The 20358-nt window shown below is 56.5% G+C and carries 24 protein-coding genes; 13 read left to right on the plus strand and 11 right to left on the minus strand.

Going from position 1 to position 20358, the window contains the following annotated elements; all coding sequences use genetic code 11:
- Positions 1-211: 211 nt before the first annotated feature.
- Entirely contained in the window at positions 212-376 is a 165-nt protein-coding gene (locus ACODTZ_RS25185; protein WP_197067394.1) for a hypothetical protein, read from the plus strand.
- Positions 377-435: 59 nt separating this feature from the next.
- Here the strand turns inward: ACODTZ_RS25185 and katE are convergent, their stop codons facing one another.
- The 5 genes from katE to ACODTZ_RS25210 all read right to left on the minus strand — a co-directional run bounded on the left by katE (position 436) and on the right by ACODTZ_RS25210 (position 5453).
- Complete coding sequence (gene katE, locus ACODTZ_RS25190; RefSeq protein WP_489029058.1) at positions 436-2586, minus strand: catalase; 2151 nt, start codon at positions 2584-2586, stop codon at positions 436-438.
- 80 nt (positions 2587-2666) lie between these two features.
- On the minus strand, positions 2667-3170 hold the full coding sequence (locus ACODTZ_RS25195) for a YciE/YciF ferroxidase family protein (protein ID WP_209236539.1): 504 nt from the start codon (positions 3168-3170) through the stop codon (positions 2667-2669).
- A gap of 186 nt (positions 3171-3356) precedes the next feature.
- A complete protein-coding gene (locus ACODTZ_RS25200; protein WP_209236540.1) occupies positions 3357-3905 on the minus strand; it encodes a response regulator in 549 nt (182 codons plus the stop codon).
- 171 nt (positions 3906-4076) lie between these two features.
- Entirely contained in the window at positions 4077-4610 is a 534-nt protein-coding gene (locus ACODTZ_RS25205) for a DUF4142 domain-containing protein (protein WP_489029026.1), read from the minus strand.
- A 396-nt stretch (positions 4611-5006) separates the two neighbouring features.
- Entirely contained in the window at positions 5007-5453 is a 447-nt protein-coding gene (locus ACODTZ_RS25210) for a hypothetical protein (protein WP_489029028.1), read from the minus strand.
- 294 nt (positions 5454-5747) lie between these two features.
- Here ACODTZ_RS25210 and ACODTZ_RS25215 point away from each other — a divergent pair, with 294 nt between their 5' ends.
- The 3 genes from ACODTZ_RS25215 (at position 5748) to ACODTZ_RS25225 (ending at position 10545) form a co-directional block, all read left to right on the plus strand.
- Entirely contained in the window at positions 5748-5996 is a 249-nt protein-coding gene (locus ACODTZ_RS25215) for a DUF2934 domain-containing protein (RefSeq protein ID WP_489029030.1), read from the plus strand.
- A gap of 242 nt (positions 5997-6238) precedes the next feature.
- Positions 6239-8377, plus strand: a complete 2139-nt coding sequence (locus tag ACODTZ_RS25220; RefSeq protein ID WP_489029032.1) for a histidine kinase dimerization/phosphoacceptor domain -containing protein — start codon at positions 6239-6241, stop codon at positions 8375-8377.
- Positions 8378-8454: 77 nt separating this feature from the next.
- Complete coding sequence (locus ACODTZ_RS25225; protein ID WP_489029034.1) at positions 8455-10545, plus strand: response regulator; 2091 nt, start codon at positions 8455-8457, stop codon at positions 10543-10545.
- A 297-nt stretch (positions 10546-10842) separates the two neighbouring features.
- Here the strand turns inward: ACODTZ_RS25225 and ACODTZ_RS25230 are convergent, their stop codons facing one another.
- Together ACODTZ_RS25230 and ACODTZ_RS25235 are read right to left on the minus strand one after the other, a co-directional pair.
- Positions 10843-11289, minus strand: a complete 447-nt coding sequence (locus ACODTZ_RS25230; protein ID WP_489029035.1) for a hypothetical protein — start codon at positions 11287-11289, stop codon at positions 10843-10845.
- Positions 11290-11570: 281 nt separating this feature from the next.
- Positions 11571-11750: a DUF3309 family protein gene (locus ACODTZ_RS25235; RefSeq protein ID WP_081993146.1), complete on the minus strand. Its 180-nt coding sequence runs from the start codon at positions 11748-11750 to the stop codon at positions 11571-11573.
- Between the two features lie 322 nt (positions 11751-12072).
- On the opposite strand from ACODTZ_RS25235, the gene ACODTZ_RS25240 reads away from it, so the two are divergent.
- The 3 genes from ACODTZ_RS25240 to ACODTZ_RS25250 all read left to right on the plus strand — a co-directional run bounded on the left by ACODTZ_RS25240 (position 12073) and on the right by ACODTZ_RS25250 (position 14324).
- Positions 12073-12885 (plus strand): DUF1206 domain-containing protein, encoded by an 813-nt coding sequence (locus tag ACODTZ_RS25240; RefSeq protein WP_209236544.1) that lies wholly within the window; start codon positions 12073-12075, stop codon positions 12883-12885.
- A 152-nt stretch (positions 12886-13037) separates the two neighbouring features.
- Positions 13038-13904 carry a TIGR02587 family membrane protein gene (locus ACODTZ_RS25245; RefSeq protein ID WP_209236545.1) on the plus strand — a complete coding sequence of 289 codons (867 nt, stop codon included), beginning with the start codon at positions 13038-13040 and terminating at the stop codon, positions 13902-13904.
- Positions 13905-13913: 9 nt separating this feature from the next.
- On the plus strand, positions 13914-14324 hold the full coding sequence (locus ACODTZ_RS25250; protein WP_047513728.1) for a membrane protein: 411 nt from the start codon (positions 13914-13916) through the stop codon (positions 14322-14324).
- A gap of 272 nt (positions 14325-14596) precedes the next feature.
- Here the strand turns inward: ACODTZ_RS25250 and ACODTZ_RS25255 are convergent, their stop codons facing one another.
- Positions 14597-15031 carry a hypothetical protein gene (locus ACODTZ_RS25255; RefSeq protein ID WP_209236546.1) on the minus strand — a complete coding sequence of 145 codons (435 nt, stop codon included), beginning with the start codon at positions 15029-15031 and terminating at the stop codon, positions 14597-14599.
- 350 nt (positions 15032-15381) lie between these two features.
- On the opposite strand from ACODTZ_RS25255, the gene ACODTZ_RS25260 reads away from it, so the two are divergent.
- From ACODTZ_RS25260 to ACODTZ_RS25270, 3 genes are read left to right on the plus strand one after another with little or no spacing between them, the layout of a single operon-like run.
- The gene (locus tag ACODTZ_RS25260; RefSeq protein ID WP_209236547.1) at positions 15382-15675 is read left to right on the plus strand and encodes a hypothetical protein; all 294 of its coding nucleotides are present in this window, start codon (positions 15382-15384) and stop codon (positions 15673-15675) included.
- Positions 15676-15705: 30 nt separating this feature from the next.
- Complete coding sequence (locus ACODTZ_RS25265) at positions 15706-16182, plus strand: DUF4112 domain-containing protein (RefSeq protein ID WP_209236548.1); 477 nt, start codon at positions 15706-15708, stop codon at positions 16180-16182.
- 4 nt (positions 16183-16186) lie between these two features.
- Entirely contained in the window at positions 16187-16798 is a 612-nt protein-coding gene (locus ACODTZ_RS25270) for a flavodoxin family protein (RefSeq protein ID WP_209236549.1), read from the plus strand.
- Positions 16799-17352: 554 nt separating this feature from the next.
- Here the strand turns inward: ACODTZ_RS25270 and ACODTZ_RS25275 are convergent.
- Positions 17353-17541 (minus strand): hypothetical protein, encoded by a 189-nt coding sequence (locus ACODTZ_RS25275; protein WP_081993157.1) that lies wholly within the window; start codon positions 17539-17541, stop codon positions 17353-17355.
- Between the two features lie 156 nt (positions 17542-17697).
- Between ACODTZ_RS25275 and ACODTZ_RS25280 the strand changes: the two genes are divergently transcribed.
- Together ACODTZ_RS25280 and ACODTZ_RS25285 are read left to right on the plus strand one after the other, a co-directional pair.
- Positions 17698-17952, plus strand: coding sequence for a DUF6894 family protein (locus ACODTZ_RS25280; protein WP_047513721.1), 255 nt, complete (start codon positions 17698-17700; stop codon positions 17950-17952).
- Positions 17953-18181: 229 nt separating this feature from the next.
- Positions 18182-18604, plus strand: a complete 423-nt coding sequence (locus ACODTZ_RS25285; protein WP_209236550.1) for an HD domain-containing protein — start codon at positions 18182-18184, stop codon at positions 18602-18604.
- Between the two features lie 7 nt (positions 18605-18611).
- On the opposite strand, the gene ACODTZ_RS25290 is transcribed toward ACODTZ_RS25285, so the two are convergent.
- Positions 18612-18956, minus strand: a complete 345-nt coding sequence (locus ACODTZ_RS25290; protein WP_209236551.1) for a hypothetical protein — start codon at positions 18954-18956, stop codon at positions 18612-18614.
- Between the two features lie 572 nt (positions 18957-19528).
- Positions 19529-20008, minus strand: coding sequence for a pyridoxamine 5'-phosphate oxidase family protein (locus tag ACODTZ_RS25295; protein ID WP_209236552.1), 480 nt, complete (start codon positions 20006-20008; stop codon positions 19529-19531).
- Between the two features lie 190 nt (positions 20009-20198).
- Between ACODTZ_RS25295 and ACODTZ_RS25300 the strand changes: the two genes are divergently transcribed.
- Positions 20199-20358, plus strand: a 160-nt coding sequence (locus ACODTZ_RS25300) for a GFA family protein (RefSeq protein WP_489029060.1), incomplete at its 3' end; no start/stop codon positions are given.

The following is a 20358-nucleotide window of genomic DNA, read 5'->3' on the forward strand; positions in this document are numbered from 1 at the left end:
ACGATCAGTAATGCGAGGGAGGGGCAGCAGCCGTCAATATGAGGTGACCCGTTGGATTTCCCGCTCTGAGCGGCCCGACGCAAGCCACTTCACCCAGCAGACGCAAAAAGACCCGATATGGCGTCGTGCTCTTCAAAAAACCACGGAACACCATCGCAATGTGGAAGTTGAGACAACGAGATCATGGGGATCTCTCAAGGAGGAACATGTAATGGCATCCACAGGCACCGATACGTCGCATTCCAAGGGCGGCGCCAAGTCAAGCGGTAAAGGCGCATCGTCGATGACGAAGAGCGCGAGTTCGTCCGGCAAACAGGGCGGCACGCACGAACAGCACGTCAAGGCCGGCGAGCAGAGCCACAAGAACTCAAAGTGACTTCGATTCTTTTATTCGGAGTCTTTAGCGGGCGCGGATCACTCCGCGCCCGAAGTGGATCAAGCAATCGGGGGAGAAGCTTTTCCAAGCTTTACGGAAGGCTCGCGACCCCAGACCCGGAGTTTGCCGAGTTCATTGATGAACGCGGCGACGTCCTTCCCTCCGGACAACTTGACCATTCCCTCGTCGACCTCATTGGCGATCCCAGCTTTTTCGAACAACGGGATGGCCGACTGATCGTACCCGATATACTTGCAGTGCTGGAAGGCGTCCGCAACGAAGTCGCGGGCGGCGGCTTCGTTCACCAGATCTTCAATCGCCTGATGGGACGTTAGAACGACAACCGCGTCGAACAGCACCGACGGTCCGCCGTCAATCATGTGGTGCGCCTCGATAAAGCTTTCGTCGTCGGCGGTGACCCCGCCCACTTTTGGAGCGATCAACTCTACGACGGCCTTTTCGGCAACGACAGCCTTCGTCACTGCTTTTAGAAGCTTCGCGTCGACGCCATCGGCAACGAGGATGCCGAGCTTGCGTCCTTCAAACCGCTTGGGTCCACGTTCAACGATGCTGAGCGCCGGCGATGCTTCCAGGTCGTGGCGGGTGGGCGTGGCGGCGTCGGCTGGTTTTGGCATCGACTGGAACCCCAGCTTGTGCGCGACCGTGGTCGCAAGGGTCTCGTCGATGTTCAACAGATGAGACACCATCCGTTCGCGGATTGCCACGTTTTCCACCTTGCTGAGTTCGAAGGTCAGGGCCATCGCGATGTGGCGCTGTTCAGCTCCGGTCTGGCTGATGAAAAACTGCCGGGCTTGGCTGTAGTGATCCGCAAAACTCTCCGGACGCAGTCGTACCTTCTGGCCTTGCTCCTCGGCGGGAAAGTGCCGATAGCCGTGCGTGGGCGATTCTCGCGGACCCTCGCCACGGGAATTGGGCTGGTAATTTGTTCGGCCGACAGGATTACGCATTGCCATGTGGCCATCCTGCTGAAAATTATGCATTGGACACTTCGGCGCGTTAATCGGAAGGTGCGTGAAATTCGGGCCACCAAGGCGTTTCAACTGGGTATCAAGATAGGAGAAATTCCGACCCTGCAGCAGCGGGTCGTTGCTGAAGTCAATACCCGGTGGGACGTTCTGCGTCATGAATGCGACCTGCTCCGTCTCGGCGAAGAAGTTATCGGGCATACGATCGAGCACCAGGCGGCCGATTGGCTTGACCGGCAATATCTCCTCAGGAATGATCTTCGTGGGGTCGAGGATGTCGAAGTCGAACGCATCGGCAAAGTCCTGGTCAAAGAGCTGGACTGCAAGCTCCCATTCCGGGAAGTTTCCTGACTGGATCGCGCTCCAAAGGTCGCGCCGATGGAAGTCCGGATCGGCGCCATTGATCTTGACCGCCTCGTTCCAGGCCACTGATTGCAGACCCAGCTTCGGCTTCCAGTGGAATTTGACAAACGTCGATTTGCCCTCAGCATTGACAAAACGGAACGTATGGACGCCAAAGCCCTCCATGAAACGGAGCGACCTCGGGATCGTCCGGTCCGACATGATCCACATAACCATGTTCATGCTTTCGGGCGTCAGACTGATAAAATCCCAGAAGTTGTCGTGAGCGGTCTGTGCTTGCGGGAACGCGCGATCTGGCTCTTGCTTGGCGGCGTGGACGAGGTCAGGGAACTTGATGGCGTCCTGAATGAAGAATACCGGGATGTTGTTGCCGACTAGATCCCAGTTGCCTTCCTTCGTGTACATCTTGACGGCGAAGCCACGGACGTCGCGCGCGAGATCGGCAGAGCCCTTGTTTCCGGCGACCGTGGAAAACCGCACGAACACGGGCGTCTTCTCTCCCGCGCGCTGAAATACATCAGCACGCGTTATGTCCGACATGGATTCGTAATTTTCGAAAAAGCCGTGAGCGCCGTAACCACGGGCGTGTACGACCCGCTCGGGAATGCGCTCATGATCGAAGTGGAAAATCTTCTCGCGAAAATGAAAATCATCCACGAGAAGCGGTCCGCGCGGACCAACGCGCAGCGAGTTTTGATCGTCAGCGACCGGCGCGCCCTGCGAGGTGGTGAGCACATCTTGGTCGTCTTCGGCAAACTGATGAAGTTCGCCTCCCGCGCCGCGTCGAAGCTGCTGGTCATGAATTTTGATGGTATCGTCAGAAGAGACAGTGGATACGGGTTTTGCCGGGCGCTTGGCCATCATGATATCCCCTTGTTTTAAAATGGACAACTGCGAAAAGGCCGCCCTGCGGACGGCCTGCGGGTTGACGGTTTAAAGCCTTAAGCGGCTTTCGTGTTCCCGGCTGTGTTAGCTTGCGCTTCGGCAAGCTTCGTCAGCTTTTGATCGGTGGCCTCTTCCTCGGCCAAGGTGGCCTCCAGCAGCGGAACGGCGTCCTTTAGACCGAGCTGCTTGGCCCACGCGATCAGCGTGCCGTAACGGGCGATTTCGTAGTGCTCGACGGCCTGCGCCGAGGAAATGAGACCTGCATCGAGCGCCGGTGAACCTTTGAACTCTTCGATGATTTCCTCGCCCTCGGCAAGGATGCCTTGGATCGCTTCACAGGTCTTGCCGCGAGCCGACTTGCCGAGGATGTCGAATACCTGTTCGAGCCGCTCGATCTGCCCCTGTGTCTCGTCGCGGTGCTGTAGAAATCCGGCCTTGCCTTCTTCCGATTGTGCAGCGCGAGCCATCTTGGGCAGTGCCTTCAGCACCTGTTTCTCTGCAAAATAGATGTCTTTCAGAGTGTCAAGAAACAGGTCGTCGAGTGTCTTTGTCGTTGCCATCACATCCTCCGTTGACTTACGCGTCCCCTTAAAGGCCCCACGCGTTGAGCGGCTGGCTGTGCTTTCACAAGGGGGACGAGTACTTAACCTCCGCCCGACGCGTTGGTTCCTGTCTGCTGCCGGACAAACTTGATAGCAGGGGCAGATTGGTTTCCTGGCACAGTCAGGTCGCCAGCACTCCCCTAGCTAGTGATCCGCAGCAATCAACCCGAGCAACTCGAAACCAGAAGCAGGCTTGGCTAGAAACGAAATTCCGAGCTCGTCGTCGTGATGCGCGAGCGTGATGATCCCCGACGTCACGATGATCTTGATTTCTGGCCAGTGAGATCGAACCTTTGCCGCCAAGCCGAGGCCATCCAAGCTGCCAGGCATATCAACGTCGGTGAAAAGAATATGAATCTCGTCGTTCTTGAGATGGACCAACGCTTCGTCGGCGTTGCCTGCTTCGAACGTCTTGTGTCCCGCTTGATCAAAGAAATCGACGAAGTTGTAGCGGAGCTGAGGTTCATCCTCGACAATTAGGATACTTCGGCTTTTGCCAAGACCGTCGCGCAAATTCTTGCGTGCGCGCGAGATGACTTCAGCGCCGTCGCTCGAAGCGCGTGTGCGCTCGAGCAGGTTTCGTTCAAGTACCGCTTGTGCCCAGTGTTTCTCATCTTGACCAAAGGGGCGTCCGGCTTGCTCCCAAAGAGAGTATGCCCGAGTTGCGGTCCAATCGTTCCTGTTCTCGTCCATGGTTGTGTCTCGCAGGCGTGGTGGGTTCAAGTGTCACCCATACAAGACCTGTTCGCGCCACCCGCCTCAGCACGTAACGGCCGAAGGAGGGAAAATGCTGCTTTGAGGTGTGTCCAGTGCCTCAAAGCAGCCTTACGATCATTTGTGCGACAAGTCGGACATGGAAAAACGTTACTTGTTCAGCTCCTTGGCCATCATCAAGTGATGTTCCAATGCAGGCCGCGTCTTCGCTGCCCATGCCTTGAGGTCAGCGTTGTCGCCTTCTTCGCCGTATCTCTTGAACAGATCGACCGCATCCTCATGCGCGTCCTCCTGTTCAGAGTGATACTGTTTGGTAAAATCGTCGCCATTCAATTTCTTGAGGTCGTCGAGCATGCTCTGCTGCGCCGAGCTCATCGAAGCAGGGATCGCGGCCTTAACCTTGCCGCCTTTAACCATGGTCATCAACTCATCCGACGTTTTCATATGATCGGTTATCATCTGCTGAGCGAAACTCTTAGTGGCCGAATCTTGCGAACGCTCGACAGCGAGCTTGCTGGATTCAATCTCGAACATGTCAGAACTGGCAGCTTCGGTAACGAAGTCTTCGGTCTTGGGGGCTACGCCCATTACAGAGTTGACGCCGGTCTTTTCGGCTGCGGACTGAGCAAGAACAGGCGAAGCGAGGAGGATAGCGAGGCCGGCAGCGGCGAGGGCGGTTTTCATTGCAGGGTGCTCCTGTTGGGCAAAGAGAGAGCCCCCTAAACCTAGAGCTCTCCTGATCGTTCCATGGGAACCGATTTTCTGGCTGTTCACTCGTAGACGGTCACGTTGACGATGCCAGACGCCAGACGCTCGCTACTGTCAGTAAAGATTGACCGGGAATGCCGTCCGGTTCCCTCCATCCGCAGGCACGACTGCGAATGCCTCTCCGACGCCCAGGCATGGGAAAGAACGCCCTATTACGACGATCCAATAACCGGGTTGGCTCCTACTGGAACGAGACTAACGGACGTTCCGCTAAGCCTTTGCTCAACCAGCTAAACCTATGAGGCAACCAAAGCGTTCAGCTCGCGGCAGGCCGACAGACTATGCTATGGTTCCTTGGCTTAGCACCATACGCTATCGGGTTGCACCCCAGAGCCAAGCGAGAGCTGCAACAACGCCGACTGCAGTCAACGGTCTATCTCTGACAAGGTTTTCGACGCGATGGATTGCCGATATCGCCTCAGCCCTTCCGGCTGCGACCGCGCCGCTCGCTACCTCAGACGCTTGTCCCGAGATGCGGGAGGCGTCACGGCGTAAACTCGAAGCTCGTCTAAAATCATTGCCGTCGCCGAGTTCCCCGGTGGAGCGCAGTGCCTCCTCGACAAGGGGGAACTCTTTCTCGGCGCTTGAAGCGCTCATATCAACGGCATTCGCGACCGAGGACTGGGTAACCGATACCGGATCGGAAGCAGGAAACGTATTTTCGAGGCCAGCATCGAGTGGATCGACTTCGTTTGAGCGCTCGCGAGTTCGCTCTGCATTCAATGATTGGACGGCGGGCGATTTTGTCGGATCTGCCATGGTTTCCTCCTGTGCGGATGAAGAACCTCTGTCTGCGGTTTCGGTTCCTTCGTCGAGCTAGATGCAAAATTTTATTCGGTGCACGTTATCCGAGCGAGTTCCCAGGGATCGCTGGTGCCACGCGTCCGGCGGGCAGTAGCCTTGCGCCGGCGGGTCGCTGCTTGCGTAGAGCGGGCGTTAGGTGATTCAAGAGGCCATTGGAACCAACCGAGCGTGAGCAAGGTTTGAGTTCAAGCGTCATGCTCATGGAGCTGGCACACCTAGAATTCGGCAGACAAACCTACGGAGGAGCAAATGGCAGATCGAGAACAAGAACTGCGGAATAGGGCGTATGCCATCTGGGAGCGCGAAGGAAGACCGCATGGTGAGCATGACGAACACTGGAAGCGCGCCCAGGAGGAACACGAAGCGACCGACAAGGAGGCTGCAAGCACGGAGCTTGAAAACCACGAGCAACCAGATGGAACGGCGACCGCCAGCTCATTGTCCGATTCCAAGCCACAAGCCTCTCGCGGCAGTAAAGTGAAGCCAAAAAGAAGCTAGGTGACCTTGCAGCGGCGTTTCAACGAAGCTGGTTGACGAAGGCGTATGGTTCGTGTTTTGGACGGGTTGAGGCCGGCGCCTGATGCGTGTCGGCTTCTGTGCAGGATAGTCGATCCATTCCGATAGCTGAATATAAAACAGACGTCGCGTCGTGTTCATGGTAGTACGTGTGTGCAAAGTTCCGGTCTCACTCTGGTCCACGCCTTCCGTCCGCGGTCGAAACCCGAAAGTTGGGCACGATCATGCTGAACGAAGCGCCACCACTCGACGCGGACGTCACGTCCTGCGATCTTGAACCTATCCACATTCCCGGCTCGATCCAGCCCCACGGCATCATGCTTGTTGCGAATGGTGACCTGCAGGTGATCGGAGCAGCAGGCGACGTGGAAGGTCGGTTGACTGAGAGGTGGGCTGGACGTCCATTGGTTGATCTCATCGGTATCGACTGTGTCGCGAAAGCTGCAGACGCCGAAGAGGAAGGGATTGTCGTTCTCGGACGAGTAGAGGGCGCACGCGGTTTCTTCAACGCCATCGCCTACCGATCAGGCGGGCGACTAGTTGTGGAAATGGATGCGGCCGAGGCCGAGCCGACACTCAGTGCTCCTTTCCTATTTGAACTGGATGCTGCGGTCAGTCAGTTCGAACGCGCGCCAACCGTTGAAAGCCTTTGCCGTCAGGCTGCGAGGACGTTCCGCGAGCTGACCGGCTACGGTCGGATCATGATTTACCAGTTCGTCGATGGCGATGCGGGCGTTGTCGTTGGTGAAAGCCTCGATGATGCATCCTCAAGCTTTATGAACCACCACTTCCCGGCGACTGACATTCCCAAGCAGGCGCGAGCGCTGTACGTCCGCAACAAGATCCGCGTGATTCCCGATATCGCGTACACTCCGGCGCCTATCCGGTCAGTTTCCGAAAACTTAAAGGAACTCGATCTTAGCGAGTCCACGCTCCGCAGCGTGTCGCCGGTCCATATCCAGTACCTGAAGAATATGGGCGTCGCCGCCTCCGCGTCCATCTCCATCGTCAAGGATGGTGTACTTTGGGGCCTTGTCGCGTGCCACCATCAAGCGCCGAAAGAAATCCCGCTCAACGTCAGGATCGCCTGCCGCGCCATTGCCGGGTCGCTCGCGCGCCAAATCCGTTCCAAGGAGGAGGCGGAACTCTACCGCGAACGTCTTCGTCTTCGATCGCAGGAGGAGACGGTACTTTCAAAGCTCGGTGCTGACGGGTCTCTAAACGAATTCTTTGAGAGATCGGGCCGCGAACTGGCCAACCTCCTTAATGCCGATGGATTCGCAGCCGTTCAGGGGCAGGATCTCTTCACCTACGGAAAGTGCCCTGACGATATCGACGTGCGCGCGATCGCGGATCAAGTCAGGAGGCCGGCTGCTTTGCAGCCTTTTGCGACGTCCAGCCTCAAATCGAAGATCCCGCAGGCGGAAGCCTATGCGGATCGCGCGAGCGGATTGCTAGCGGTGACCATGTCGACCGAGATCCCGACAATACTCATCTGGTTTCGCGCGGAACATCTCGAGGTGTTGGAATGGGCAGGCAATCCCCATAAGGGAATTCCTGCCGAGCCCGGCGCCATGCTAACCCCCCGCGCTTCATTTGAAGCGTGGTCCGAAGAGGTACGTCACAAGGCGCGTCCATGGTCCCATGGCGAGGTCGAGGCAGCAGGACGGGTTGTCCGCCTTATGCTCGAGCGCCGGAACGATTTGAGAGTGCGCGAGCTCAACCGCGAGCTCACCACCACCATTGCCGAGAACGAGAGCCTGCTGCAACAGAAGGACTTCCTGCTTAAGGAGGTCAATCATCGTGTTCAAAACAGTCTCCAGCTCGTGGCCGCGTTTCTGCGATTGCAGGGCAAGGCTTCTGGGGACGAGAACGTAAGGCTCCAGCTTGAGGAGGCCGACAGGCGGCTCAGTGCTGTCGCTTTGGTCCACCGCAGGCTTTACCGCGATGACAGCGTCGAAGTCATTGACCTGTCGCGGTATCTCGAAGATCTCGTCAACGAAATGCAGACAACGATGGACGAAGAGTGGGCCCGGCAGTTCGACCTCGAACTCGCCCCCGTCCAGATATCCACGGATCGGGCTGTCAACGTCGGTCTGATCCTGACGGAGCTCGTCATTAACGCCCAAAAATACGCTTATGAGGGACGGCCCGGCCGGCTGTCCGTGGTTCTCGAACAGCACCGCGGGATGTTCCGGCTGATCGTAACCGACGATGGCGTGGGAAAGAAGTCGAGTGCATCATCCGGATTCGGGAGGCGAATGCTTGCTGCCATGGTCGATCGGCTAAACGGCAACATCGACGAGCAGGACAACAAGCCGGGCTTGCGCACCATCGTAACTGCTCCAATCGACATGCCTTAAAATCGAAGAGCAATTTCATTGTCTTTGCAACGCGCAAGCATATGTATGCGCGAGTCCATGACCCTTGAGGAATACCCGTGACCAACGAGATCGCGACCCCGCATGTTGAGCTGACCGAGGATGCACTTTTAAAAAGCGAGGGACGGCGCCGCGCACTCTTCGAAGCGATCGATGATGGATTTTGCATCATCGAGTTCATAGATGGCCCCGAAGGTCCGATGAGCGACTATATCCATGTTGAATCCAACTCTGGGTATGAGCGACAGACTGGGATCAAGGGGATCGTCGGAAAGCGGCTTCGTGAGATTGAGCCTGACAACGCCGATGTCTGGCTTAAGGTCTATGGTGACGTACTTGAGACCGGCGAGACAGTTCGGTTCGAGCAGGAATTCAAGGCGATCAACCGCTACATCGAGGTGTCGGCCACACGACTTGAACCTTCGAGCCTGAAGCAGGTGTCGGTACTGTTTCGCGACATCACCATGCGCAAGCTAGCCGAGCAAGCGCTGCGGGACAGCGAGGCACTTGCTCGCGAGAACATACAGCGTGTCCAGCTCGCTCTTGCCGCCGGAGCAATTATCGGAACATGGTCCTGGGACGTGCCTGGCGACAAATTCAGCGTCGATGAGGCGTTTGCGACCGCCTTCGGCTTCGATCCGGGCCTCGCACGTACAGGGCTTAGCCTTTCACAGGTCGTAGAGACGGTTCATCCAGACGATCAGGCAGGCCTTGCAGCCGCGATCAAGCATGCATTGGAGCGTGGCGGGCCTTACGCTCATCAATACAGGACCAGACGACTCGACGGACAATTCCGATGGCTCGAAGCGAACGGAAGGGTCGACCTCGATCGGAACGGAATGGCCACGCTTTTTCCAGGCGTCCTCATCGATATCGAGGCGCGCCGTGTCGTAGAACAGGAACGAGATCGAGCAACGGCAGACCTGCGGGCACTGACAGAAACGCTGGAACAGCGGGTAGAAGAACGCACTGCAGCCCTGATGCAGGCGGAAGACGCTCTGCGGCAGTCACAGAAGATGGAAGCGGTGGGCCAATTGACTGGCGGTCTCGCGCATGACTTCAACAACATTCTGGCAGGGATCGGTGGCAGCCTGGAGCTGATGAAGGCGCGCCTTGCCCAAGGAAGGATCGCCGACGTCGATCGCTACCTGACGGGCGCGCAGGGCGCGGTCAAGCGGGCTGCGGGCCTCACCCAACGGCTACTCGCCTTCTCACGCCGCCAGACCTTGGATCCTAAGCCCTCGAACATAAACCGCATCATTACAGACATGCATGATTTGGTCACGCGGAGCGTAGGCCCCGGCATTGATGTGGAGATCGCGGGCGCCGGCGGTCTGTGGACGGCGTTTGTCGATGTGGGGCAACTCGAGAATGCGCTTCTCAATCTTTGTATCAATGCAAGGGATGCGATGCCGGATGGCGGAAAGCTGACGATCGAGACGGGCAACCGTTGGCTGGACGAGCGAGCGGCCAGGGACCGCGGGGTCGAGCCCGGCCAGTACGTTTCCATGTGTGTGAGCGACACTGGCACGGGCATGTCGCAAGATGTCATCGCTCGGGCGTTTGATCCATTCTTCACGACGAAACCAACAGGGCAGGGGACAGGGCTCGGTCTCTCGATGGTCTATGGCTTCGCCGGCCAGTCGGGCGGCGCCGCGAGGATCTACTCGGAGCTTGGCAAGGGAACGATGATTTGCATCTACCTTCCCCGCCACCATGCCGATGGAGTGGAGGAAGAGATTGCGACGCCCGAGACGCCGGTTCCGCCGGTCTCCGGAAAGACAACCATTCTCGTTGTCGATGACGAACCGCTGGTGCGCATGATCGCTGTCGACGTGCTCGAGGAACTGGGGTACTCCGTTCTTGAGGCAGATGATGCGCCATCGGCATTGAAGGTTTTGGCTGCCCGGCGTGACATTGACCTGCTCGTGACAGATGTCGGACTTCCTAATGGTATGAACGGACGGCAACTCGCTGACGCAAGTCGCGCTGATCGACCTGATCTACCTGTCTTATTCGTCACCGGTTATGCTGAAAACGCGGTCTTGAACCACGGACACCTCGACCGCGGCATGCAGGTGTTGACGAAACCCTTCGCCGGCGACGTCCTGGCTCGACGAGTGGCCGAGCTTGCACGCAAGTCAGACTGAGGGCTATCGCGCCGATTTCGCTGGCATCCTCTAAGTCCTCACCTGCTCGGCACTAAACTCAGCGGCTCGGTAGTGAGCGAGCTTGCTGTGCAGACTGCGACCGGCTGCTGTTCGACCGGGGCCGCGGCAGGGTTGAACGTTCTACCGACGCAATTGCCGCAGATAGGATTCTTCTGCCTGCTACGCTTCAATTCGTTCACGCTGTTGTTCGATCAGATTGACTTCATGCCCGTGATATCCCTGCATATCCAAGAGCGATGAACGCCAGCAGGCTGGCGACGGCGAAGGCATTCAGGTTTAAAAGGATCGCGAGGTCCGGTGCAGACCAGATATGTAGCGGCGCACCGATGAGATTGCGCGAGAACAAGAAGACGGCAAAGACAAGCACGGCCACTGCGCGCTGCCACCTCTTTTCGTGTGTTTGGACAGCGCGACAAGCATGATGCAGGCGGCGAAGTACAGTTCCGTCCCTGAAGCAGAGCCGAATAGTTTCGTCTCGAACAAGGTGTCGAACGTGCCGATCAGCGGGAGCGCGATCCGAGCTGCAAATGGAGATCGTCTGGCCAAAAACGTTATCGCAAGGAAGAGGGGCGCTGACAGCAATGTCCCGAACGATGCCGTGACGCCACTGCCGACTAGAGACCAGACATAAACAGGATAGAAGGGCTTGTTGAATACGATGACCCAGGCGACTGTCACGGTCGCCTGGGTGATTGGCTCGAGCTGTTCGAGTTCCTCAGACATTATTGCATGCGCCAGCAGCTAGTAGTCGACACTCCAGACCTAACCATTATTATGGCCGAACCGGCTGCAGTCGATTGAAAGTATAGCCGCAATCGGCGTAGCCAAAGAGTTGCAACCGGAGTCCTTTGCCACGAATGGACTGATCCGATGTATGTTGCGGTAAATTTCAGCCACACAGTCGAGAGCCATCCGGCTCGAACGACGCCTTTCATGCCCCGCTAGGGTGCCGCTGGTCGTGCGGCTGGATGTGTACGCGTCGATCGATTTACACAGGTCCCCGCTTAGAGAGGTGGGGCGGCACCGCCGTGCAACGCACCGAGCAGCCATAGGATAATCAACACGACAATGATCAAGCCTAAGACGCCGCCTAAGCCTCGTCCCCCATAACGTCCATGTGCATAGTATCCGCCGCCACCGCCGAGCAGAAGAAGAACAATTACGATAATCAGAAGAGTACTCATATCTTAATCCCTTGGTTGAAGGTGCGCAGATTTTGAACGCGCACAAGGTCTTGGAGTTCCGGTTTAAATTCACGGGACAAGTTGGTGGTCGACCCACAAGTTCCACTGCAAGGGTAAGATCTGGCTATTCTGTCGTCCCCTAGGCGCGCTTCCCGGCGGATTTAGTGCCAGATGAACTCGTTTCGGAGCCTTAACCGCCGCACGGTCGTAAAACCGGCACGCGCGCCGCTAGGTCTGTACTTCATCTTGACGTATGCAACTGCAGCGTTCGAGGAACAGATGCGCCAAGTCGTACGTTCTTCGAAACGCGGGAGAACAAGCGATGAAAAATCCAGGGTTTGATTGGTTGGCTCGATCAGGATACGGGGCAAGGGGTATCGTGTTTCTGTTAGTCGCTGGGTTGGCCACATTTTCCATCTTCGGTGGTGGAAAGGCGGATACGAAATCGGCGTTAGATGTGCTCCTTGAACAACCGCTTGGAACCGTTTGGCTCACGTTGATTGCTCTTGGTCTTATTGGCTTCGTGGCATGGCGCCTCGCACAGTCGTTGGCCAACGCGGACGGCCACGACGACAGCCTTAAGAGCTATACGGTACGCGCCGCTCTTTTTGGTAGCGCCGTCACCTACATAGGTCTGGCGGTCTATGCGTTCCAGAAGGCACTTGGGATCGGATCCAGCAGCGAGGGCGGAGAACATACTTTTGCTGCTTGGGCGATATCCCAGCCGTTCGGCCGCTACCTCGTGGGGGCAATTGGCGTGGGATTCTTGATCGGCGGCGCCGTAACTGCATTCAAGGGCATCACGCGGCGCTTTGAACGCTATCTCGACCTAGAGAACAGCCATCTCCTGCTTTTGATCTGTGTTTATGGGCTCGTTGCTCGTGGCGCCGTTTTTGCCATCGTGGGAGCATTCTTCTGCTACGCGGCTATTACCGTCGATCCGAGCCAAGCAGGGAGCATGAGCGACGCGCTCACATGGATTCGACAACTGCCTTTCGGCAGTGTTCTATATCTTGCTGTCGCAACCGGACTTGCGGCTTTCGGTCTCTACAATCTTGTCGAGGCGCGGTATCGACGGGTTAAGCCGCCATCTATGTCCGGTCTCCGTGGTGGTCTTCCCAAACTACATCGATAGCTTTTGGGTATATCTGACACACCTAGAGGACAACCAGTTATGCCTATCACTTTTCTCATGACAGATTTCCTGTTGGCTCGGCCCCGCGCGGGTGTGGCCGCCGCAACAGTCTGTTGCAATCTCCATAGTATCGACGGTCGGGATTTGTTTTCATGAACCAGAATGTTGTTGAAGGGTCGGCTGGCGGCGATTTTGACACGGCCAAGTTCTCTGCCGGCATCGCTAGAGGAATTGCTGGTGCGCTCCTGTTCGCATTACCCATGCTGATGACAATGGAGATGTGGGAGCTCGGCTTCTACATGGACCGAACGAGGCTGTTGATCCTAATGGTCATCAATGTGCCTCTACTTATCGTGCTTTCCGACCGCGTTGGGTTCGAGGAAACCACAACTTGGGGGCAAGCTACAAGGGATGCCAGCATTGCCTATTGCCTCGGCATAGTCGCCAGCGGGATCATACTCGTTGCGATGGGCGTTCTAACATTGGATCAGGCGCCTCACGAAATTGTTGGCATGGTCGCTGTGCAAGCCGTCCCGGCGAGCATTGGTGCAATGCTTGGACGTAGTCAATTGGGAGGATCTCAACCTGACGACGCCGACGGAGACGATCAAGTGCACGACCGGGAAACAAGCTACGCAGGAGAACTGTTCCTTATGGCGGTCGGCGCATTGTTCTTGAACCTAAACGTTGCACCGACGGAGGAGATGATCCTGCTGTCATACAAAATGGCGCCATGGCATGCGCTGCTGATAGTTTTCGCCTCCCTCGCCCTCATGCATGGATTTGTCTACACGCTTTCATTCCGTGGAAGTCATGATCTTGCCGAGGGAACGCCGGGCTGGCACGCCTTCGTGCGTTTCACGATCCCTGGCTATGTTATCGCTGGATTGATCAGTGCCTTTTGCCTGTGGGTATTTCACCGCACCGACGACGTCGGAGCCACGCAAGTGTTGATGATGATCGTCATCTTGAGCTTTCCAGGTGCCATCGGCGCGGCCGCCGCCCGCTTGATCCTGTAAGAGGCCGAAATGACAAAAACGACTGGCGACGCAAATTTCGAGACCGGTAAGCCACATTGGATCGAGTGGGTGACGGGCGCCGTGTCTGCCGTCGTCGTTCTCCTCGTAATCATGTGGATTGGCAAGGACGCGTTGATGGATCGCGACACGTCTCCAAACCTTGATGCGAACGTGGTTCAAGTTGAAGGACGAAGTGACGGGTTTCAGGTATTATTCGAAGTCCGAAATCGTTCGAGCCGGACAGCATCGCAAGTCACGGTTCGGGGAGAGGTCCTGGAAAACTCGAAACCGCTAGAAACGGTTGAGACTGTCATCGATTACGTTCCTGGAAAATCCAAAGCAAAAGCCGGCCTCATTTTTCAAAACGACCCAAACGGGAAAACGATCTCCATCAGAGCGATCTCGTTCACTGATCCCTGAAATCAACTCGTCTGCAGGCCCGATGACTGTTCGCGACCGGGTCACGCGCCGGCGACCGGGGATTATGCAACACCTTTGTGATGCGTAACCGACAGGCCACTGGATTTGGCGATATCTTAGTGGATCGACTTTGCCTGATAGCAAGAGCAGGGTAGCGAATATCGAAGCCGGTTCGTGGTGACACCTCGAGAGAGAAGTGAGCCGCAGGTGACCGCAACTCCATTTTGGCGCGAGAAAAACGTGACAGCAGGCTTGGCGTGAGGTGGGGATTCCTAGTGGCGCCCCCGCCTCAAGGCGGTATTGTATATCTCAGTGAGGCGGGTCCGCTCCGTCGCGGTTAGAAGGAGCGCGCACGCGAATTTCCGGGCGAGGAAAGGATTGGAGGGCTGGCGTCTTGTGTCTGTGGGGATCGGCCTGACCTTGATCCGTTCACCCAGACCGATATGGTACTGGCTCAATGTCAACCCGGCCTTTACCAGCAATGCCCGAATATCAGGGCGAACTTCCGCAGCAATGACGTGCGTGAAAGCCTCTACCAACATAGATTTGGGAATAGGGAGTTCAACCTCGTCGACGAGATCGTTGCCGACGTTACTGTCACGGACGAAACGAACGAATTCGGAAACCGCATCGTTCGCGGCCGCCAGACAAACGGCGTGGCGACTGTCTGGGGCTGGGTTTGCCCAAAATCGTTCTTCGTAGAGCACGGCATACTCCTTGTTTTTTTGGTAACGTCGGAGCCTTGGATTGGTTCACCATTTGCCAGCGATGATTTCGCCGGGCGTGTCGATGCAAGCGGTGGGCGGGGTTCTCGGATCCTGCCCCTTAACACGAAAAGGCCGACCTGCTTTCACATGCCGCGACAATCGATGGCTAGGACATCCGTGGCCAAAGATTGAAGATTAGAGCAACGTCCTTCATAAAATGCTCTGACCGTATGGGCTGGGTCAACGGATGACCCTTCCCACTTTCCTGTCGAGTCGAGGGTTAAGACTAAACGGGTGGAACCCACTTGATCGCTCCGCATTGTTCTCCGACAGCAGAAGGAAGCATCACGATGCAGTTTATCGAGACACATGTGAGCAATTCAGCGGACGGAATGGTCACCGTAGAATTCAAAGGCGAAGGCAACGAGCTGGTGTCGGTCACGATGGTCGGCGGCGACGGAAGCCTTGATGGCGACCACGCCGTGCTTCGCGCAAAAGAAATGATGGTTCAGCTCACCGCGTTCGATGAAGCCCCGGCTGCGAGTATGGGGCAACGAGCCGGTGGTTTGACGTCTGGAGATATTCATTCTGAAGCGGAGCCAATCCCCAGTGCCGCGCCCGGTTCCCGTATACGCGCAGACTAAGCGATGAGGCGGCGACAAATGAGGTCCCCAATGGCGATCGGTGCCGCGGAGCTTCGTAAGGATTCGCGCTCAAAACCTTACCGAAGTAGGTTCGAACAAACGAGGTCGGAGACGCGGATTGGCGCCGATGATCTGCGTCGGCTGCGGCGACTATCCGCAGTTGCGGGGCTGATGGATACTGCCTTTGCAATCCCGTTCACGCGCTTCCGCATCGGCGCGGATTCTGTGCTTGGTCTAGTGCCGGGGATAGGTGACGCCGCTGGGGCGCTTGTGAGCATTTATCTGATCAACGAGGCTCGTCAATTAGGGATTCCGAACGAGAAACTGGCAAGGATGCTGGGTAATGTCGGTGTCGACGTTGTTGTAGGCGCAGTCCCATTGCTCGGCGATGTGTTCGACGGCTACTTCAAATCGAACAAACGCAATGTTGACTTGGCGCTCGACCACTTTGGATTGTCCCGCGACGACCTGAGGCAGGCGGCTATGCGGGGTGAACAGAAAGAATGATCCAATGACAGTTGAAGCACTCGCTCTCAACGGTACCTTGAAATCCAGTGGCGGTCAGCCATCATCCACGGATAGAATTCTCGATCTGATTGCGGAAGGGTTTCGCCAAAAAGGGGTGGAGGTAGAAACGATCCGGCTTGCAGACCATGATATTAAACCCGGCGTCACGTCAAACGAAGGTGCAGGGGATGCCTGGCCAGATATTCGGAAGGCGATCCTCGATGCTGAAATTCTCATACTCGGCACTCCTATCTGGTTAGGCCAGCCATCATCCGTTGCGAAACGCGCTCTGGAACGTATGGACGCTTTCTTGGAGGAAGCCGACGAAAACGGGCGGATGTTGTCTTATGACAAGGTGGCGGCCGTAGCGGTCGTCAGCAATGAGGATGGTGCACATCATGTTTCGGCGGAGGTCTATCAGGCGCTGAACGATGTCGGCTTCACGATCCCGGCCAACGCAGTCGCCTACTGGGTCGGCGAAGCTATGGGAAGCAAGGACTTTATCGATCTGGATGAAGTGCCCGACGTCGTGACGAAAGCAGTAGACATGCTCGTTCGAAACACTGTGCATCTCGCCAGGCTGCTCCAAGCGAAGAAGTATCCAAGCGAAAAGTGATCGATAAGGTGGCCCCGTCGAGCGGGTTTTTACAGAGATGTGGGAGAGCCCCGGCGGGGACAAACGTGAACGGCGAATGAACAAAAAGCACATAGAGACGTTTCCGTCCCAGAGGAAATTGTCATGTTCCAGTCTCAGTCGATAAGTTTAACAAGTTCACTTGCATCTCTCACTGGCCTGTCGTCGAGCTTATCGTCGGCGCTTGCTTATGCATCGGAATTGGCAGACGCTCGTATCACGGTGGTCGATGACTGCGGAGTGATCGTGCTCGAGGGAGAGGCGCCAAGATGTAGCCTAGCTCGGATCTCCGAGATCGCATCCAGCATTGTCGGTTCCAGATTTTGCAACCTCATCAGTCCTATATAAAAGAGGCATTCCATCTCGTCGCACTAATCGCAGATCAGCCGCGCTCCATTACGGCAAGCCTCACGCGATAATTCTCTTGCTCGACGCCGACCGACCCAGCCACGACGATCACTGTTAGGATCGTAAGGCATCCGACCAGAAAGATTGCCGTCGGCCATGATACGACTGCGGTTGGATCTCTCATCACATTACCGAAATTTCGGGAGACGGGGCGGGGCGTTGGCTTGGATTTCGTGGAGCGGCGCATGTTTACCAAGAAGCTTCTGCAGCTTTCTCTCCTCGACTGCATCGATGCCGAATTTCCTGCAATGCTCGGCTATGTTCTTGTAGGCCGGGCCGGGAATCCGGACCTGTCGATTGTCTTGTGAGTGGGACATGTTCATTACCTCCTGATTAACAACGTGCAATCGACGTCAATGTTTCTCGGTCACACCTTTTGTCGAGACGCTTCGTTATTTCCATCGTATTTCCGGAACGATCATTCGATCCCGTCATTTCTCTGGTGCTTATGTCGGGCGCCCCGTTACCGACTGATGCACCGGGAGGATGGCGTGAGGTACTTTCTGGAAGTGATGGATGGATCGGGAGACGGTCCGGTGAGCATGTCGATCGATTTTGGATCCGAGGAGGAGGCCGTTCGGGAAGCTCATGTTGCGTTGGCTGAAATGGCTCGGGATGGGTTGCCCAAGGAACCCGTCAACGTGATGTCGGTTGAGCTCTTCGACGAGTACAAACGCCCGATCACAGAGTTGCGGCTGACCTTCGAAGTCATACCGAAGCCGGTTTGACGAAAGGCAGTGTGTTGACCGGCAATCAGGCAATGAACTGCTCAAACTACTTCACCCTCCCGCGGAACCTCTCGCAGTTTTCGAAGTTTCCGGTGGAGAGTTGTCGCTTCTGTCAACTTGACGACAAAGGACTCGTGAACGCGGCGCTTTTTACAGCTCGGTGCTGCGAGCAGCGGAGCGCTGGTCGAGCACTCGACCTCTCCAACCCGAGCTTTGCCAAGGGGTATTCATGCAGACGAAACAGCATCTCCAGCACGCTATCCAGATCGCGTCCGACGCCCACGATGGGCAAATGGACAAGCTTGGAAACCCCTACGTCAGTCACTGTCAACGGGTCGCTAGCCTCGTTGTTAGTGACGAGGAGCGCGTCGTGGCCTATCTCCACGATGTGCCGGAGAAGGCGTCAGCTTGGACGATCGATCGACTGAGAGAAGAGGGTTTCTCAGCCGCCGTAGTCGCTGCGGTGGATGCGCTTACGCGACGCGCGGGAGAGGGCGATGAGGAATTTGTGCATCGTGCGATATTGAACCCGCTGGCGAAAGCGGTAAAGAGAGCTGACTTGGAAGACAATCTGGTGCAAGCCGAGGAAGCCGGTCAACCAACGGATAAGTACATCCGCGGGTTGGAAATCGTCACTGATGATGAGCGCTAGGAGTTTGCTAATTGGGCTTTCGAATGCCCCAGTTCGGCGACCTTCTGCCTGCGTGATCAGGTGACGTCAGTCCACGAATTGCGTGGTTGGGTGCGAACTCTGGGAGAGCTCGGTCTGCCTGCGGGTGTTTGCCAAAGCGATATTCGAGCTGACGTGACAACTCTAATGGGTCTGTTACTCCATCGGTGAAAAGCTTGATCAGCAACATGGCCGCCACGTTCGCTTCAACCTCGCCGTCGGACGGCAGCGTCACCAGATATCCAGCCTCGAGTAGAACTTGGTGCAAAATGCGAAGTTCGCTGGAGCTTATACCGGTGGGCATTTTTTGACCTCGAAAGCTGGAAACCTTCACGGGAACGTCTGCAGTGACCGATGGTTCCAAGCGTGTTCGCTATAGTACGAATCTCGAGGCCCATCGGAGCGATGACGTCGCTGCGACGTCGAAATTGCGGACCACCCCACTCGTCTTGTCCGATCCCATCGCGCGTCGCCGGTTGAACCCCCTTCTTCAGCGCTTCAATTTGTCGGTTGTCCCACTTCCGCGTAGGGGGCCGCGGAAAGCTGTTCACTGCCACCGCGTTTGGTTCTATCTCCTCAATGGCTTTTTATGCTTTTGCGTCCTTTCTCTTGAAGTCGCTCCAGTTATTGTTGTTTGCAGACCGGGAGCGGTGACATCAATCCAAGCCGTAGGGCGCCCGTTTCGCTGGAGTTCCAAGTTCTCGAATACGATGTGTTCGCGTGCGGCCCTTGGCCGCCAGAAGGATATCGAGCTCACTCCATAATCGACTGAAGCGGGTGACGACGCGTTCGGATTCGCCTTGTGACACGCCGTAAGCTCTCTCCAAGTCCGCTGCTGACTTGATGCTGTCGTGGGAGGAGCTCATGTGTTTTGTCCCAAGGAGATGGCTTCCATTGCAAAGTCCTTTACAAGTCGACTTTTTCATTGTCGCCCATGTCTGGCTTTGCGCTGCCCAGCGCTGCTGCCGCCATCTTGATGTAACTCACGATCGTACCGGGGCTGTTCCAATACTCGGCAAAGAATGGCGTTACTTTCAGCACACGGATAGAAGGATCGTCTGGACTATCCCACCATGCCTTAGCAGGAGTAGACCACAACTCCTTGATGCGCTCGCGGTCATTGCTGACTTCCGCCAATCCCGACACGGACACGTACTTTTGCCCTTTGCTGTCGGCGAACGCGAGACAGACTTGCGGGCTTTGCGCAATTTCTTCGTCCTTGTGGCCGTCCACATCCGTCAAAAAATAGAAGGTGTTCTCCAAGCGCTCGGCGTGGGCCGCCATTGGGCGGGCGCGAAGATGCCCGGATGTTTGGGTTGTCAGCATGCAGAAACCTATCTTTTCGGCAAGGTTCCAGACGGTCTCTAAGTCGTCGGTGTCTTTCATCATGATCTCCAATATTTCAAAGCTAACGGGCGACGGCGGTGGAGGTTCCTACGTGCGCGTGCGCTCTCGTCGTTCTTGGCGGTAGACAAAGTCACACGCCGCCGTCGACGGGAGGCGGCGGGGGCACGAGGTGGAACGCACATACAGGGAACGACGTTTAGGTGGCTCTTGGTTCATGGAGATCGATGTCATGCCGATATTCAACGGCGGTTGTTTGTGCGGACAGGTTTGTATCGCGGTTCGGGGAGAGCCTAAACGAATAGGTATCTGTCATTGCACAGATTGCCGCCAGGAGGTGAGCGTCCGGCGAACGCATTTTCGGGTGTGGAGAGATGGATGCTATAGGCCGC

Source organism: Rhizobium sp. FG113 (genome assembly GCF_057809895.1).